Here is a 14,588-nt window from a genome sequence, read left to right on the forward strand (position 1 = left end):
AACGTTAAGGGGCGAGCGCCGGCAACTCGTCGTCGTTGCGCGGTCTAGCGTCGGCCGTGGGCCAGTAATAGGCATCGGGCATGGCCCGGGCACCGAAGATGGCTTGACCGACGCGTACCACGGTTGCACCCTCTTCAATGGCAATTTCAAAGTCGCCCGACATTCCCATCGACAACTGCTGCAGCGACACGCCCTCGGGCACATGCGCGAGCAAGCGGTCGCGCAATTCACGCAAGCGCACGAAGCAGGGGCGCACCCGCGCCACGTCGGCGCAAAATAGCGCCAGGGTCATCAGCCCGCGAACCCGCAGCGCTGGGAATGCCGGCAGCGCCGCGATGAACGCCGCCACATCCTCGGGAGCCAGGCCATACTTGCTGGCTTCGCCCGAGGTGTTGACCTGCACGAACACATCCATCTGCCGACCTTCGAGCTGCAGGCGATGGTCCAGCACTTCGGCCACGCGCAGGCTGTCGAGCGCCTGGAATTCACTGGCAAAACGCGCAACCTGCTTGGCCTTGTTGGTTTGCAGGTGGCCGATGACCGACCATTGCAGGCCGTGCAGGTCGCTCATGGCTTGCGCCTTGAGCTGGGCCTCCTGCACCTTGTTTTCACCGAGCAGGCGGCAACCGGCGGCATAGGCCAGGCGCAGATGGGCTTCGTCGAAGGTCTTGCTGACCGGCAGCAACCGCACGGTGGCCGGGTCACGCCCGACGCGGTGGCAAGCATCGATGATGCGTTGCTGCACAGCGGCGAGGTTGCGACGAAAGTCCTCGACGCTGACCGCCTGCGGATAGCGACCATGATCGGCGTGGAGCGTGGTGAGGTGTTCGCCTTGCCCATTCATCAGTGGGTCGCTCCCTTAGTGGTCACCGCAGCAGTTTTTTCACGACGTGGCAGTTGTCCATTGAGTACCGCATACGCCGCGAGGCCGATGAGCAAGCCCCAGAAGGCGCCGCCAATGCCAAGCAAGGTGATGTTGGCGGCGCACGCCAGAAAGGTGATCAGCGAGGCTTCACGGGATTTGACGTCCGCCATGGCATTGGCCAGGCTGCCGCCGATGGTGCCGAGCAGCGCCAGCCCGGCCAGGGTGGTAATGAACGTCGCCGGAAAGGTCATGAACACCGCCGCCAGGGTTACGCCAAAAATCCCCACCAGGATGTAGAACACCCCTGCCGCTACCCCGGCGATCCAGCGTTTGGAAGGGTCTTCGGACGCTTCCTTGCCGGTGCAGATCGCCGCCGTGATTGCCGCGATATTGAACGCATGGGAGCCGAATGGCGCCATCAGCAGCGAACCCAGCCCGGTCACGCTGAGAATCGGGTTGGCGCTGGTCTTGAAGCCGTCATTGCGCAGCACCAGCATGCCCGGCATGTATTGCCCCGTGAGGGTAATCAAAAAAAGCGGCAACGCCACGCTCAGCAACGCATTGAGCGAGAACTCGGGCCGCGTGAATACCGGTGTGGCGAACTCCAGCGCCAGTCCGGAAAAATCCACTCGCCCCTGCATCAGCAAAAAGCCTAGCCCCAGCACCAGAATGCCGACCACCGCGTAGCGTGCGCTCAAGCGTTTGAACACGATGTAGGCGCCGATCAGCAGCCCCACCAACAGCGGGTCGACCGTCATGCTCGCGAATGCACCGATGCCGAACTGCAAGAGAATGCCGCCCAGCAGGCCCGCCGCAACGCCGGGCGGGATCAGGCGCACAGCCCTTTCAAAATAGCCGGAAACCCCCAGCAGCACGAACGCCGCCGCTGAAATCAAATACGCACCAATCGCCTCGGCGTAGGGCGTGGTCGCCAGGGCAACGATCAAGAACGCCGCCGCCGGGGTCGACCAGGCGGTGATAATCGGCTCGCGGCTCACCCAACTGAGGAACAACCCGGTCACACCGACGCCAATCGACACCGACCAGACCCACGACGCCGTCAGCTCAGGGCTGAGGCCGGCAACCTTGGCGGCCTGGAACACTAGAATGAAGGTGCCGCCGTAATTGACGATCACCGAAATCAGCCCGGCAACCACCGGGTGCAGCACATCCCGCAGACGCAGGGACGACTGGGATTGAGTAGAGGGCATAAGTCTTGGCTCCTTGCTGGACAATGGATCAGGCCGTGGCCAGGCGGTCATTTATAGCCGTTGAATGGTGGGGTTTGCCCCTACGCTTGTGCGCAGCAGACCAGACCACTTTTTCGCGCAGGGGCGCTTACCCATGTGCGCGTGCGAAGTCAGCCATAAAGTCAGTCAGCGCCTCGACTGCGGTTAACGAGACGGCGTTGTAGAGGCTGGCGCGCAGGCCGCCGACACTGGCGTGGCCTTTCAAGCCGTTGAGGCCGGCGTCTTCGGCGCGGCGCAAGAAGGTCTTCTCCAGCGTCGAATCCGCCAGCACGAACGGCACGTTGTTGATCGAGCGGTACGCCGGCTGCACCCGATTGCGGTAGAACCCGCCGCTCTCGTCGATGGCGCGATAGAGCCGGTGCGCCTTGGCCTGGTTACGCTCATGCAAGGCCGGCAGGCCGCCGTTGTGCTTGATCCACTTGAGCGTCAGGCCGGTGAGGTACCAGGGAAACGTCGCTGGGGTATTGAGCATCGACTGCGCATCACTGATGTGGGCGTAGTTGAGAATGTCCGGAGTGAAGGCATGGGAGCGCTCCAGTAATGCGGGGTCGACGATGACCACCGTCAACCCGGCCACCCCCATGTTTTTCTGCGCGGCGGCATACACCAGGTCATGCCGGGCGACGTCCATCGGCTTGGACAAAAGGCTTGAACAGGCATCACACACCAGCGGCGCGGCGCTATCGGGCGGGGCGATGAATTGCACGCCGTGGACCGTCTCATTCTCGGTGTAATGCAGGTAGGCGGCGTCAGGATTGAGGTGCCAGCTCGCTGCGTCAGGCACGCGGTCGAAGCCGGTTGCGCGGGCACTGGCCGCGATTCGCACATCGCAATAACGCCGCGCCGCTTCAATCGCCTTGCCCGACCAGAGGCCGGTGTGCAGGTAGTCCGCCGTGCCTTTGTCGCCCAACAGGTTCATCGGCACCTGGGCGAACTGCAGCGAGGCGCCGCCTTGCAAAAACAACACTTTGTATGCGTCCGGCACGCCGAGAATGTTGCGCAGGTCCTGCTCCGCCTGGCGGGCAACGTCCATGAACACGCGGGAGCGATGGCTGATCTCCATCACCGACATACCGGTGCCGGCAAAATCAAAAAATTCTTCGTGTGCCTGGGTGAGCACTTCCAGCGGCACCGCCGTGGGGCCGGCGCTGAAGTTGTGGGATCTGGCCATCGTCGCGTAACTCCTGTTCAAGAACACTCGCATCGTGCAGGCTCGCCACGCGCCGGGGCCGGGCTGGCGAGGGCTGGATTCTACGGATAGACTGGCCTGCCATTACAGGCCAATTCCAAAGGATGGAGCAGACCGCATGGCAAAAACCTTCGAGCTCGAAACCCTGAAAATGCGCCTCAACGACGTGGAGTTTCAGCTGCTGGACTTGCACCAGCGCATCCAACGGGCGTTGCGCGCACTGATCCTCGACGGCGCCCTCGGCCCCGGCCTGAAACTGCCGGCCACACGGGTATTGGCAAAGTCACTGGGGTGCGCCCGCGACACCGTCGAGAACGCCTACGTGCAGTTGCATCGGGACGGGTTTATCGTACGCCGCGAGGGTGCCGGCAGTTACGTCTGCGACACGGTCGGCGTCGAATTGCGCGGCGCCACACGCCGGCGCATCAAGGCCCAGGAAGTGCGCAGCAACGCCGCCGCGCCCGGCGTCGAGCTGAGCCAGCGAGGGCGGATGATCTTCGAAACGGGCGGCGTCAGCGACCAGCAAGTCATCAAGGCCTTCGCCACCGGTTTGCCGGAAACCCGCAGTTTCCCCACGGATGTCTGGGAACGCCTGCAGCGCCAGGTGATGAAGGACTATCGCGCCAACGTGCTCTTGCACGGCGACCCGCAAGGCGCCGAGCCGCTGCGCAAGGCGATTGCCACCTACCTGAACCTAGAGCGCGGGGCCAAGTGTTCACCCGATCAGGTGCTGGTGCTGAGCAGCACGCGCCAGGCCTTGTACCTCTGCGCGCAGTTGCTGGTGGATGCCGGCAAGCCGATCCTGCTGGAAAACCCTGGCTATTACGGCGCACGCAAAGCCTTCGAGATCGCTGAAGCCAAGGTGCTGCCCATCGATGTCGATGAACGCGGCATCCGCACCGACCTGCTGTACGCCGACCGCAGCGGCGCCAACTGCGTGTACGTCACACCGTCGCACCAATACCCCACCGGCGTGACGCTGCCGCTGGAACGGCGCCTTGAGTTGATCAACTGGGCGGCGGAAAAAGGCAAGTGGCTGATCGAGGACGACTACGACAGCGAGTTCCATTACGACGGACAACCCACCGCCTGCGTGCAGGGTCTGGACAAGTATCAGCGCACGCTCTACATCGGCACGTTCAGCAAGACGCTCTACCCCGGCTTGCGCATGGGCTACATGGTGCTGCCCCACGAACTGGTCAAGCCCTTTGCCTACGCGCGCAGCATGATGGACGGGCATACGCCGCAAGTGCTGCAACTGACCCTGGCGCGGTTTATGGAAGACGGCCATTACAACGCCCACGTGCGGGCCATGCGCAAGCTCTATGCCGGGCGCCGCTCGATCATGCATGACGCCATTGGCAAGTACCTGGGCGAGGTCGTCACCGCCCAGTTGCCGCCGGGCGGGTTGCAGATTCCCTGTCTGCTGAAAGCGGGCTGGAGCGAAGAAAAAACCATCCGCCAGGCGGCCACCGCCGGCGTGCAATTGTCCGGACTCAGCAAGCTGTACGCAGGCGAACCGCAGCAATACGGCTGGCTGCTGGGCTACTCGTCGTTGACCGCGTATGAAATCGAAGCCGCCATGCTGCGCCTGGCCAATGCGCTGAAAATCTAGAGGCAGCCGCTCAGTAAGGCAGCTTGAAACGCTTGGTCAGTTCGCCGATGCCTTCGCGAATCGAGCGCTCGGTGCGACTGTCGAGGGCGCCGCTGCGCACGCCGCCGAGCATGGCGAGGATCATGTCGCCGATCTCGCGAAATTCATCCACGCCCATGCCCCGCGACGTGCAGGCCGCGCTGCCGATGCGAATGCCGGAGGTGGCACTGGGTTTGACCTCGTCGCCCGGCACGATATTTTTGTTCACGGTAATCCCGATCGCTTCCAGCGCCTGTTCGGCGACATTGCCGACCAAGCCCCACGGCCGCAGGTCAATCACGCCAAGGTGACAGTCGGTGCCGCCCGAGACCACCGACAACCCGCCTTCGGCCAAACGCCCGCACAAGGCCTGGGCGTTCGCAATCACCGCATGCGCGTAGGTGCTGAACGCCGGTTGCAAGGCTTCGCCGAGCGCCACTGCCTTGGCCGCCAGCGTGTGCATCAGCGGCGCGCCTTGCAGGCCGGGAAACACCGCCGCATTGATTTTCTGCGCAATGCCCGGCTCGTTGCACAGGATCATCCCGCCGCGCGGCCCGCGCAGTGTGGTGTGGGTGCTGATGGTGGTGACGTGGGCGAATGGCACCGGCGACGGGTACGCACCGCCCGCTACCAGTCCGGCGACATGGGCAATGTCGGCCATCAGGAAGGCCCCGACTTCGTCGGCAATTGCGCGAAAGCGCGCGAAGTCCAGCGCCCGTGAATAGGCCGAAGCGCCGACGATGATCAATCGCGGGCGTTCCTGGCGGGCCATCTGCTCGACCTGGTCCATGTCGACCCGATGGGTCAGCGGATGCACGCCATAACTGAGGGCCTGAAACCAGCGCCCGGACATATTGAACGCCGCGCCGTGGGACAGGTGCCCGCCGGACTTGAGGTCCAGGCCGAGGATCTTGTCGCCCGGTGCCAGCAGCGCTAGAAACACCGCCTGATTGGCCTGGCTGCCCGAGTGGGGTTGCAGGTTGGCGTAGGCACAGTTGAACAACCGCCGGGCGCGCTCGTTGGCCAGCTCTTCTACCGCGTCGACGTTGCAGCAGCCGGCGTAATAACGGCGCCCCGGATACCCTTCGGCATGCTTGTTGGTGAGCACCGAGCCCTGGGCTTCAAGCACTGCACGGCTGACAAAATTCTCGGCAGCAATCAGCTCGATTGACTGCATCTGGCGCTGGCGCTCGGCGTCGATGGCACGCCACACATCCCCGTCCGCCTGGGCCAGTGCGACGCCACTGAGCACCGGCAGCGCGTGCCCGTCTCGATAAGCGGAATGCGGCATGGTCACTCCCTGTGAAAACGTCGATTGGCAACGGCGTCTACCCTAGCGGCCCACGGCCCGCGCCGGTATACCAGTTTGCGCCAGCGTTGCAGACCACTGCGCGGCGCTGCGCCACGGCGCGAAACCAGTAGCGCTGCAAAGTGGTCTGGTGAACCTTTGAACATTGGACTATTCCGCAAGACCAACGCCCCACTAAGCTCTGCGCCGGTTTTGTCACCCCCATTCCACAGGTTCTGCCATGACGTCTTTTCGTATCGGACTGCTGCCGCAGGTCGCAGCCGCGCACTTTGTCAGTCATCTGCACATCATGGTGCTGGCGGCGTTGTTTCCCCTCCTCGCGGCTTTTTTCGACGTCGATTACGTGCAGTTGGGCCTGGCCCTGAGCCTGTTCAACATCGTCACCGCTCTGGTGCAGGCGCCGATGGGATTTGCCGTGGACCGTTTCGGCGCACGGCGCCTGCTGTTAGCCGCGCTGGCAGTGGGCAGTAGCAGTTTCCTGTTGATTGCACTAGTGCCCAGCTACCTTTGCTTGCTGATCGGCATGGCGCTGGCCGGCGTCGCCAACGCGGTTTACCACCCGGCCGACTATGCCCTGCTGTCCCGCCATATTGATCCTGCCCACATTGGCAAAGCGTTCTCCGTGCACACCTTCGCCGGCTTCCTCGGCGCCGCCGTGGCCCCGGTGTTTTTGTTGAGCATCGCCGTGGCGAGCACGCCGGCCATGGCGTTTGCCGCCGCCGCAGGCGTAGGGTTTGTCACGCTGGCGGTGTTGTCGATACCTGGCGCGGCACTGGCCCAAGTCAATTATGTGTCACCAGCGGCCGACCCGGCGGCCCTCGACACGCGTCGGCGCTCGTTGCTTTCGCCCTTGGTGCTGAGCCTGACGTTGTTGTTCGTGCTGCTGAACCTGAGCACCGGCGCAATTGAAAAATTCTCGGTCGCGGCCCTTATGCAAGGCCAGGGCGTGGCCTTGACCTGGGCCAACTCGGCACTCACCGCGTTCCTGTTTGCCAGCGCCTTTGGCGTGCTGGCAGGCGGCGCACTGGCCGACCGCACCCGCCGCCATGGCGTGGTGGCCGCCAGCGCGTTTGCCCTGGCCAGCGGGTTGATATTGTTGGTCGCCACGGCGCACTTGAGCGAGCTGGCACTGGTGCTGATACTCGGTGTAGCGGGTTTCCTGACCGGGGTGATCGCACCGTCCCGCGACATGCTGGTGCGCGCAGCGTCGCCGAAAGGCGCGGAAGGCAAGACCTTCGGCATTGTCTCCACCGGCTTCAATATCGGCGGCACCATCGGCCCGGTCGGGTTCGCCTGGCTACTCGACCAAGGCCACCACAACTCGATTTTCTGGGCCAGTGCTGCCTTTATGGGCCTGACGGTCGCGCTGACCCTGATGCAGGAACGGCACTTGGCCAAAGTCCGGAAAATGCCCGCATTACACCCGCAATTCAACTGACCTGGAGCAATATCCCCAGCGTTTTTTTGGCGCAAACTTGAAGGGCAACGTCCCGCATTTATTACGCGGCAACCCGCTTGTGCGGCCCCGTCGTGTTTACAAAGGACTGCACTCTTAACCCGAACACCAATAGCTGTTTTCTTTGGAGCTAAAACATGGACCGTTTGAATTGTGGTACCGATGACGTGGTACAAAACATGCTCGCCAAGTTGTCCGGGCTCTGGAAAACCCGCGCTGCCGTGAACAATCCGCAACCGGATTACTGGGGCCTGACCTTTGACCCGAAGAAGCAGGATTTCAGCCTGTCGCTGCTGCCGTTCCGTCATCACCAGGCCTGGCTCGAAGCACCGCAGGACCTGCAATCCAAGTGCCTGTCCTACGCGTGGGGCATCTACAACCTCAAGACGATCTACATCGAATGCGACGTGGTGGTGCCCGCCTGCGAGGACATCATCAAGACCCCGCCACACAGCCAGAACCGCGCCCTGCTGCAGGACGTGATGTCCCAGGCACTGCTGGACGAAGCCCTGCACACGCGCATGTCGATCATGGCCTGCAACTACATCTACGACATGCGCAAACTGACCCCGCTGGATTTCAGCGCGTTCAACCTGGTGACCTGGCGTGAAGCCCTGCTGGCCGACTGCACGGCCGAATGGGAGCGCCGCCTGACCCGTTTTGGTGTGGCGTGCGCGAGTGAAACGCTGATCACCGATTACCTCAAGACCATGGCCGAAGACACCAGCATCCAGGCGGTGTGCCACGAGGTCACACGCACCCACGCCATCGATGAATGGAGCCATTCCAGCGTGTTCAGTTTTGTCGCCTCCGACATCGTTCATGGCCTGAGTCGCACCGAGCGCGAGTACCTGCGCTCAATCATCCTGCGCACCGTGCAGATGTTCGCCAACAACGAAATGGGCGCATGGGCCAAGGTGTTCTCGATACTGCAGATGCCGCATGCCAGCGAGATCCTGCATGACGTGGGCGACAACAACGAAATCAGCGTATACACCGACTCGCTCCAGGCCCTGATCGACCGTATCGGCCTGACCGGCAAAGGCCTGAGCAGCGCCGAACACGCCATCGAAACCTTGAGCGAGAAGGCCCGCGCATGAACGCCATGACCCCACTGCAGGCCCGTTGCGAACGCGTGACCATTGAAACCGCCGCGATCAACGTCTTCAGCCTGCGCGCCGTGGGCGCCCACGCCGAGTTCCTCGACCGCCTGGAACCCGGCAAGCACGTGGCGCTGCGTTTTCCGGACACTACGGGCACGCCGCAGCAACGGCTGTATTCGATCACTCGCAGGCAAGGCGCCGACGGGTTCGAGATTGCGGTCAAGCGCGAAGGCCATGGCGGGGTCTCGGACCAGTTGCACGCTACCTTGCAGGAGGGCTCGCAGGTCGCGGTGGAGTTTGTGGCCGGGGACATCAGCCTGGGGTCGATCATCGGCTGCAAGCACGTCGGCATGCTCGCTGGCGGCATCGGGATCACCTTGCCAATCGCCTTGCTGCGCGGCCTGCTGGAACGCGCACGACGCGGCCTGGCGGTGCCCGAGGTAAGCCTGCTGTTGTGTGTGCCGACGGTGGCCGACATTCCCTTCCTGCATGAGTTGCTGGACCTGGAACTGAACACCCGCTGGTTTTCGCTGCAGGTCTTCATTACCCGCGAAGCTGTACGCAGCAACGGCCATTTCAGGGCCGGCCGCCCCACCGCCGCCGACCTGAACCTGCTGGGTAACCCGGACACGTTGGTGATCTGCGGCAGTCATCGTTTTGCCCAAGGCTTGCGCGACCAAACGCTGGCGCTGTTTCCGGACAGCCAATTGCTGATCGAATCCTTCACACCGCCGGTCAGGGCCGCGCAGGCGCAACCTGCGACCAGCGATGCGCTGCGCCTGCACATCAGCCACACCAACGAGTTACTGGAACTGCCCGCCGGCAAGAGCCTGCTGGAGATGCTCGAATCCAGCGGCATTGCAGTGCGCAGCCTGTGCCGCGCCGGGATCTGCGGCCACTGTCGGATCAAATTGTCCGAGGGCGAATACACCCTCGAACCCGACTTTTGCCTGACCGATAAGGACAAGAGCGAAGGCTTTGCGTTGGCCTGCTGCACCTTCCCGCAATCGGGGACGATCAAGGTCGACCTCAACCCCACTGCATAAACCGTCACGCCCTTATTTCAACCGCTGAGTGTTTCCATGAAAACTGCTATTGCACTGCGCCACATTCATTTTGAAGACGTGGGCACCCTGGATGTGGTGCTGGCCGATGAAGGCTACACCCTGATTTACCTCGACCCCACCGTGGACACCATCTATAGGGAGCAGGTGCTGCAGGCCGACTTGCTGATTGTGCTCGGCGGCCCGATTGGCGCGTATGACGAGGACCTGTACCCGTTTCTGCACGACGAACTGGAGCTGGTGCGCCAGCGCGTGGCGTCCGGCAAACCGTTGTTGGGCATCTGCCTGGGCGCACAGCTGATCGCCCGCGCCATGCACGCCAAGGTCTACCCGTTGGGCGTCAAGGAGATCGGTTTTTCCGCGTTGACCTTGACTCCGGCCGGCCAGGACTCACCGCTCGCCGCGCTGATGGACACGCCCGTGTTGCACTGGCACGGCGACCAGTTCGATGTGCCCGAAGGTGCCGTATTGCTGGCCAGCACACCAGTGGGCGCCCACCAGGCGTTTGCCGTGGGCCGCACGATTCTGGGCCTGCAGTTTCATCTTGAAGCCAACACCACTCACATCGAACAGTGGCTGGTTGGCCACGCCAGTGAACTCGCCCACGCCGGCATCGACGTCGTCGCACTGCGCGCCACGGCCGCTGGCCTGGGCGATCGCCTGACCCGCGCCGCTGGCAACGTGATGCGCACCTGGCTGAACAACCTGGGCCCCCGTTAACCCACTGGCGGCGGGCAACCGCCGCCGTTTAAGACCACCTGAAAAAAACCGTCAAGGATGAGGAGTCAAACATGATCGTCGTGTTATTCGAATTGCAGGCACTGCCCGGTCAGGGCGAGACCTATGTGGACCTGGTCAATAAGCTGACCCCGTTGCTGGAACCCATGGACGGGTTTATCTCCGTCGAGTGTTTTCAGAGCACGCTGAACCCCAAGAAGGTGATGTCGGTGACCACCTGGCGCGATGAGGAAGCCGTGGTGCAGTGGCGCAACGTCACCGCGCACCTGTCTGCACAACGCGCCGGGCGCGACAAGATCTTCGACGATTACCGCGTTCGCGTGACTTCGGTCATTCGTGATTACGGCCTGCGGGATCGTGAGCAAGCGCCGTATAACGTCGTTGTTGATGGAGCACACGCCACGGCGTAACGCCATGCTGATCGTTCCCACGCGGAGCTTGGGAACGATCATGGATTGGGCGCTGAAGGGCTGTCGCAGAGAGAGCGCTGCCGTAAGCATCACAACAACTGTTTGCGCCGCTGCTTCCTGTATGACAGGCATTGGAGCACTAAACCGCGGAGAACCCTGCCACCTTCAACCCATCTGCTCGAACCGCCGCCGCTTTAGGAACAACCCCACCCCCAGTGCAACGGCAAAGATCGACAGCAACCCCAAGTCAAATCCAAGCAAGCGGATGTGGCTCGCCGCAACGCAGCCGACCGCCCCCATCGCCACCAGCAGTACCCCTAACCACTTGCGAAGCGGGTACGACTTAAGAAACCGATCGAGCAGAAAGAACAGCACCAGAGCAGCGACCAGTTGGGTAATATCAGACATGGGTTTCTCCCGTCAGGTCTTGATGATCAGTGTCGAGGCGGTACGTTGCGGGCCGATACCGCCGTTCACCTGCGCCTCGATGCTCACCAGTATGTCGCCTGCATGATAGGTGGGCAGGGTTTCATTCACATACATGCGCACACCGGCGCCGACGGGGGGCCCCACGTAGGGGGAGGCAACGTAAGAGGTGACGCCCGCGAAGGCCGAGGCCGCCAAGTTGGCGATTCTGGTGCGCTGGGCGTTGAGCACATCGCCCTGCTGCCGAGTCAGCGGCTTGGAGATGCCGATCATCATCAGGCACGGCAGGTTCTTGGCCAGCATCTTGTCGTACACCTCGACGACCTTGCGGTTGACCTCGTAGTGCGCGCTCTTCGCCTCACCAAAATGCAGCTCGCGCAGCCGCCCGCGTTCGCTGTCGGTGAGGGTGATCTGCGAGACGTTGAACACGATCCCGTGATTGCCCATGTATTGGAAAGTCCCTTCGAACTTCATCGCACGCATCCTTTCGAGCCAAAGGCGGGGATTGTCTAGAAGGCGGGCGCTGGATTCAAATCATTTCACCTGGCTGGCAAGGTGCACAGCGCGGCGTAAGGTGCTGACGGTCATAATAATTGTCGAATTCACTGCTTTCGACGAACACGAAGCCATGGCGGGTGTAAAACGGTTCGAGGCACTTTCTTTGAGGGCACCTACTGTGATCGGCAGTGCGGCTGCATCCGCTGCTTCGAAAATCTGTGCGAGTACATCCGAGCCGATCCCCGAACCCTGCGCGCTCGGCCTCACGTATAGGTGCTAGTCCCTAACAGCGCATTAATTTTCGTATTAGCTATCCCGCTTTTCATCGCGAAATTTACCCTGCTTAGCGCTTATTTAAGGGACGTCGACTGGCGGTTCTTGGCCGATTCTGTTGAAAAAGTCGGCTTCGGTTTCCATGGCAGAAAAGTACGCGTCTGAGAGTGAAATCTGTGTTTTGCGCAGAAGGTTCAGGGCTCAGATTTGACGTAGCAGCGAGCAAAAAGGCGTTTTCACCGCTCAATGCATGGGTACTCAGGCCGGGTCGACTTTTTCAACACAATCGGCCGAATGTTGCCTGTCGTGAGGGGCAGGAAGCGACCCTAAGCTGACTGTGGCGACAGATGGAAGTCGGCCCCGAACAGACATTCAAGAGGGGACATCATTGGGATAGCTACGAAGCACCTCATAGGTCAATCCACTCAAAATATATGAGGCTCTCCATTCGAGAGATCCTGCATGTGACTCGCACAGCAAGCGAGCGATACATCCAGCTTCACCCATTGAAATCTCTTCCACTTCCGCGATATCTCCAGGAGCCACCTCCCGGGAGTTCAACCAATCAGAGAGCACTACCTTTGCTTGGCCAACATCGATCAGCTTTATGATGTCGCCTTTGGAAAGTGTCATGAAGTCTCGCCTAAACTTGTGCCGGTATCTGGTTTGTAAACGCGCTTGGAGATTTGCGAAAGGACTGCTTCTGGTCCCCCCGCTTTTACGATGGTAGCCTGACCCCGTTTTTACGCTACAGCGTCGGTAACCGGTCCAACGCACAAGTACGTTCTATTTTCGGCTCACCGGCGGTGGGCAAGCGTACGCCCGAATCGACATTGAATATGTCGATGTAACACCGGCTCAGCGAGCCCGGGACGTCGACAATCCCTCCCTTGATCACATAGCGTGCGCCCGGCGCAAATTCGCTGACAAACGCTACGCTGCACGAGCGATTGGCATTGGCCACGCCGCGCATTTCCAAGTGCAGCGGTTTGCCGGCTTCAATCGGAAAAAAACCCTCCGGCGTCGAGACATTCTTATAAACGGAAACCAACTGCTTCCCCATCCCCGACTCAGTCGCCACGGTTCTGCCGTATTTGCAGCCGATGGCAGGCGCCTGGACCAGAGTCACGCCGTTTCGATAATTTTCCATAGAGACCAGTTCGCTGCGGATCATCGCCTGGGGCGCCCCCGCAGGCACAAAATATTTCGGCGCTGGGGCGCAGCCTGCAAGCAGCAGAACTGAACACAGGTAAAGAGGCTTCATAATTTCCTTATTAATGGCGGAAGAGGCGGCGTTAACAGACCTGATCAATCAGAATGAGTCAAGCAATAAGTGAGAAGAACGAGCGTCTTACCAGGCTTGAAATAAAGGTGAATCGCCCCTGGTTTACTAGATAGGCGCAATGGCTGCATTTGGCCGTTAGCTGTCAGTCGCTCCATAGTCCCCACACCACCGCGAACCGTGCCGCAACCGCTGATCGCCCCACCCTTGCTCCGGCGCATGGCTCACCACCACTGATGCAGTTGCACTCCCAAAACTGGGAACAACCCACTGCGCCGATAAGTCTACCCGTCTCTACCCATCGTTAAGGTACAGCGCAATGGACAAGACAATCACCCTGGATCAACTGGCTACCACTGACCTTCGATCGATCAACGAGATATGGCTCGGCGGGGCTCATACCCCGCTATGTCTATGGCGGGGTGAGCAAGTCTTCACCCATGAAATGCTCAGCGAGGGCACCCACGATCAGAATGTCCGGCGTCTGTGCTTGCTGTTGGTCAACGCTGACGATCAAGGTGAAGTTGCCAGCGTTGAGTCGATCGCGCGCCAACGTCTGGAAGAGATGGGGAAGAACGGCGAGTTCTATCCGGCTGAGGAAGCGGACACTCATCAATAGTCGCCCCGCTTGGCCAGGCGCAGACGCCAATTCCCACCGTGTTGGAGATCGCATTCTTCCTCGGAATCGAATCCTACGCAGCGGTGCAGTAACGGCAGATCCACACCGGCATCGCTCAGCGCGGTGCCTGTCAGTTCACGCATTCGCTGGTCTTCTCCCTTGGCCAGGGCTTGCTCCTTGCTTGTTCGGGTATCGAATACCCAGATCACTCGCAGGCTTTGGGGGAAAGCGGCGTAGTTCACTTCGTGGGTCAGCCATTCAAAGCCAGGGATTTCAGCCTTGGCGGTTTCACAGGCTTCGGTCAGGGCGGCAACCAGACGACGTTCGATACCTGCGCTGTCGCGTTTGGTGGAGGGCATTGCGGGCTCCGGTGGGAAAGCGAAAGATTAACCAATAGAAAATATCACAGAGTGGCTTTATGCGATCTAGTCTCTATCAGGCAAAACAGCAACTCATAAGGACAGTAAACAGTA

At 61.2% G+C, this 14,588-nt stretch carries 16 protein-coding genes and 1 pseudogene; 7 read left to right on the top strand and 10 right to left on the bottom strand.

Features of this window, described 5'->3' with window-relative positions; genetic code table 11:
- Window positions 1-4: 4 nt before the first annotated feature.
- The 3 genes from C4J84_RS16740 to serC form a co-directional block, all read right to left on the bottom strand.
- On the bottom strand, window positions 5-844 hold the full coding sequence (locus C4J84_RS16740; protein ID WP_124371293.1) for a YggS family pyridoxal phosphate-dependent enzyme: 840 nt from the start codon (window positions 842-844) through the stop codon (window positions 5-7).
- The gene (locus tag C4J84_RS16745) at window positions 844-2,076 is read right to left on the bottom strand and encodes a benzoate/H(+) symporter BenE family transporter (protein ID WP_124371294.1); all 1,233 of its coding nucleotides are present in this window, start codon (window positions 2,074-2,076) and stop codon (window positions 844-846) included. Before C4J84_RS16745 ends, C4J84_RS16740 begins: the two co-directional genes overlap by 1 nt.
- 127 nt (window positions 2,077-2,203) lie before the next feature.
- On the bottom strand, window positions 2,204-3,286 hold the full coding sequence (serC, locus tag C4J84_RS16750) for a 3-phosphoserine/phosphohydroxythreonine transaminase (protein ID WP_124371295.1): 1,083 nt from the start codon (window positions 3,284-3,286) through the stop codon (window positions 2,204-2,206).
- 136 nt (window positions 3,287-3,422) lie between these two features.
- On the opposite strand from serC, the gene C4J84_RS16755 reads away from it, so the two are divergent.
- Entirely contained in the window at window positions 3,423-4,919 is a 1,497-nt protein-coding gene (locus C4J84_RS16755; protein WP_124371296.1) for a PLP-dependent aminotransferase family protein, read from the top strand.
- A 10-nt stretch (window positions 4,920-4,929) separates the two neighbouring features.
- Here C4J84_RS16755 and C4J84_RS16760 read toward each other — a convergent pair whose 3' ends face one another.
- Window positions 4,930-6,228: a serine hydroxymethyltransferase gene (locus C4J84_RS16760; RefSeq protein ID WP_124371297.1), complete on the bottom strand. Its 1,299-nt coding sequence runs from the start codon at window positions 6,226-6,228 to the stop codon at window positions 4,930-4,932.
- Window positions 6,229-6,466: 238 nt separating this feature from the next.
- Between C4J84_RS16760 and C4J84_RS16765 the strand changes: the two genes are divergently transcribed.
- The 5 genes from C4J84_RS16765 (at window position 6,467) to C4J84_RS16785 (ending at window position 11,017) form a co-directional block, all read left to right on the top strand.
- The gene (locus C4J84_RS16765; protein ID WP_124371298.1) at window positions 6,467-7,684 is read left to right on the top strand and encodes an MFS transporter; all 1,218 of its coding nucleotides are present in this window, start codon (window positions 6,467-6,469) and stop codon (window positions 7,682-7,684) included.
- A 155-nt stretch (window positions 7,685-7,839) separates the two neighbouring features.
- Window positions 7,840-8,802 carry a diiron oxygenase gene (locus C4J84_RS16770; RefSeq protein WP_124371299.1) on the top strand — a complete coding sequence of 321 codons (963 nt, stop codon included), beginning with the start codon at window positions 7,840-7,842 and terminating at the stop codon, window positions 8,800-8,802.
- Window positions 8,799-9,851 (top strand): 2Fe-2S iron-sulfur cluster-binding protein, encoded by a 1,053-nt coding sequence (locus tag C4J84_RS16775; RefSeq protein WP_124371300.1) that lies wholly within the window; start codon window positions 8,799-8,801, stop codon window positions 9,849-9,851. The genes C4J84_RS16770 and C4J84_RS16775 overlap by 4 nt, the downstream gene beginning before the upstream one ends.
- A gap of 36 nt (window positions 9,852-9,887) precedes the next feature.
- Window positions 9,888-10,589 (top strand): glutamine amidotransferase, encoded by a 702-nt coding sequence (locus tag C4J84_RS16780; RefSeq protein WP_124435758.1) that lies wholly within the window; start codon window positions 9,888-9,890, stop codon window positions 10,587-10,589.
- Between the two features lie 71 nt (window positions 10,590-10,660).
- Window positions 10,661-11,017 carry an antibiotic biosynthesis monooxygenase gene (locus C4J84_RS16785; RefSeq protein ID WP_065880860.1) on the top strand — a complete coding sequence of 119 codons (357 nt, stop codon included), beginning with the start codon at window positions 10,661-10,663 and terminating at the stop codon, window positions 11,015-11,017.
- A 165-nt stretch (window positions 11,018-11,182) separates the two neighbouring features.
- On the opposite strand, the gene C4J84_RS16790 is transcribed toward C4J84_RS16785, so the two are convergent.
- The 5 genes and pseudogenes from C4J84_RS16790 to C4J84_RS16810 all read right to left on the bottom strand — a co-directional run bounded on the left by C4J84_RS16790 (window position 11,183) and on the right by C4J84_RS16810 (window position 13,388).
- Window positions 11,183-11,425 carry a hypothetical protein gene (locus tag C4J84_RS16790; protein ID WP_065874196.1) on the bottom strand — a complete coding sequence of 81 codons (243 nt, stop codon included), beginning with the start codon at window positions 11,423-11,425 and terminating at the stop codon, window positions 11,183-11,185.
- Between the two features lie 12 nt (window positions 11,426-11,437).
- Window positions 11,438-11,917 carry a hypothetical protein gene (locus tag C4J84_RS16795; protein WP_124371302.1) on the bottom strand — a complete coding sequence of 160 codons (480 nt, stop codon included), beginning with the start codon at window positions 11,915-11,917 and terminating at the stop codon, window positions 11,438-11,440.
- Window positions 11,918-11,972: 55 nt separating this feature from the next.
- Window positions 11,973-12,217: pseudogene (locus C4J84_RS26495) on the bottom strand (GNAT family N-acetyltransferase); the annotation flags it as partial.
- Window positions 12,218-12,586: 369 nt separating this feature from the next.
- A complete protein-coding gene (locus C4J84_RS16805; RefSeq protein WP_124371303.1) occupies window positions 12,587-12,847 on the bottom strand; it encodes a hypothetical protein in 261 nt (86 codons plus the stop codon).
- Window positions 12,848-12,962: 115 nt separating this feature from the next.
- Window positions 12,963-13,388 (bottom strand): hypothetical protein, encoded by a 426-nt coding sequence (locus C4J84_RS16810; protein WP_256681358.1) that lies wholly within the window; start codon window positions 13,386-13,388, stop codon window positions 12,963-12,965.
- 427 nt (window positions 13,389-13,815) lie between these two features.
- Between C4J84_RS16810 and C4J84_RS16815 the strand changes: the two genes are divergently transcribed.
- A complete protein-coding gene (locus C4J84_RS16815; protein ID WP_124435759.1) occupies window positions 13,816-14,115 on the top strand; it encodes a hypothetical protein in 300 nt (99 codons plus the stop codon).
- Here C4J84_RS16815 and C4J84_RS16820 read toward each other — a convergent pair.
- Window positions 14,109-14,474: a hypothetical protein gene (locus tag C4J84_RS16820; RefSeq protein WP_124435760.1), complete on the bottom strand. Its 366-nt coding sequence runs from the start codon at window positions 14,472-14,474 to the stop codon at window positions 14,109-14,111. The two genes, C4J84_RS16815 and C4J84_RS16820, sit on opposite strands and share 7 nt — an antisense overlap.
- Window positions 14,475-14,588: the final 114 nt, after the last annotated feature.

The organism is Pseudomonas sp. R11-23-07, assembly GCF_003852295.1.
GTDB lineage: Bacteria > Pseudomonadota > Gammaproteobacteria > Pseudomonadales > Pseudomonadaceae > Aquipseudomonas.

Bases quoted from the DNA above. Each gene is read 5' to 3' on its own strand.
- C4J84_RS16770 (WP_124371299.1), top strand. From the start codon at position 7,840: ATGGACCGTTTGAATTGTGGTACCGATGACGTGGTACAAAACATGCTC.
- C4J84_RS16795 (WP_124371302.1), bottom strand. From the start codon at position 11,917: ATGAAGTTCGAAGGGACTTTCCAATACATGGGCAATCACGGGATCGTG.
- C4J84_RS16765 (WP_124371298.1), top strand. From the start codon at position 6,467: ATGACGTCTTTTCGTATCGGACTGCTGCCGCAGGTCGCAGCCGCGCAC.
- C4J84_RS16785 (WP_065880860.1), top strand. From the start codon at position 10,661: ATGATCGTCGTGTTATTCGAATTGCAGGCACTGCCCGGTCAGGGCGAG.
- C4J84_RS16820 (WP_124435760.1), bottom strand. From the start codon at position 14,474: ATGCCCTCCACCAAACGCGACAGCGCAGGTATCGAACGTCGTCTGGTT.
- C4J84_RS16740 (WP_124371293.1), bottom strand. From the start codon at position 844: ATGAATGGGCAAGGCGAACACCTCACCACGCTCCACGCCGATCATGGT.
- C4J84_RS16805 (WP_124371303.1), bottom strand. From the start codon at position 12,847: ATGACACTTTCCAAAGGCGACATCATAAAGCTGATCGATGTTGGCCAA.
- C4J84_RS16815 (WP_124435759.1), top strand. From the start codon at position 13,816: ATGGACAAGACAATCACCCTGGATCAACTGGCTACCACTGACCTTCGA.
- serC (WP_124371295.1), bottom strand. From the start codon at position 3,286: ATGGCCAGATCCCACAACTTCAGCGCCGGCCCCACGGCGGTGCCGCTG.
- C4J84_RS16755 (WP_124371296.1), top strand. From the start codon at position 3,423: ATGGCAAAAACCTTCGAGCTCGAAACCCTGAAAATGCGCCTCAACGAC.
- C4J84_RS16810 (WP_256681358.1), bottom strand. From the start codon at position 13,388: ATGATCCGCAGCGAACTGGTCTCTATGGAAAATTATCGAAACGGCGTG.
- C4J84_RS16760 (WP_124371297.1), bottom strand. From the start codon at position 6,228: ATGCCGCATTCCGCTTATCGAGACGGGCACGCGCTGCCGGTGCTCAGT.
- C4J84_RS16745 (WP_124371294.1), bottom strand. From the start codon at position 2,076: ATGCCCTCTACTCAATCCCAGTCGTCCCTGCGTCTGCGGGATGTGCTG.
- C4J84_RS16775 (WP_124371300.1), top strand. From the start codon at position 8,799: ATGAACGCCATGACCCCACTGCAGGCCCGTTGCGAACGCGTGACCATT.
- C4J84_RS16790 (WP_065874196.1), bottom strand. From the start codon at position 11,425: ATGTCTGATATTACCCAACTGGTCGCTGCTCTGGTGCTGTTCTTTCTG.
- C4J84_RS16780 (WP_124435758.1), top strand. From the start codon at position 9,888: ATGAAAACTGCTATTGCACTGCGCCACATTCATTTTGAAGACGTGGGC.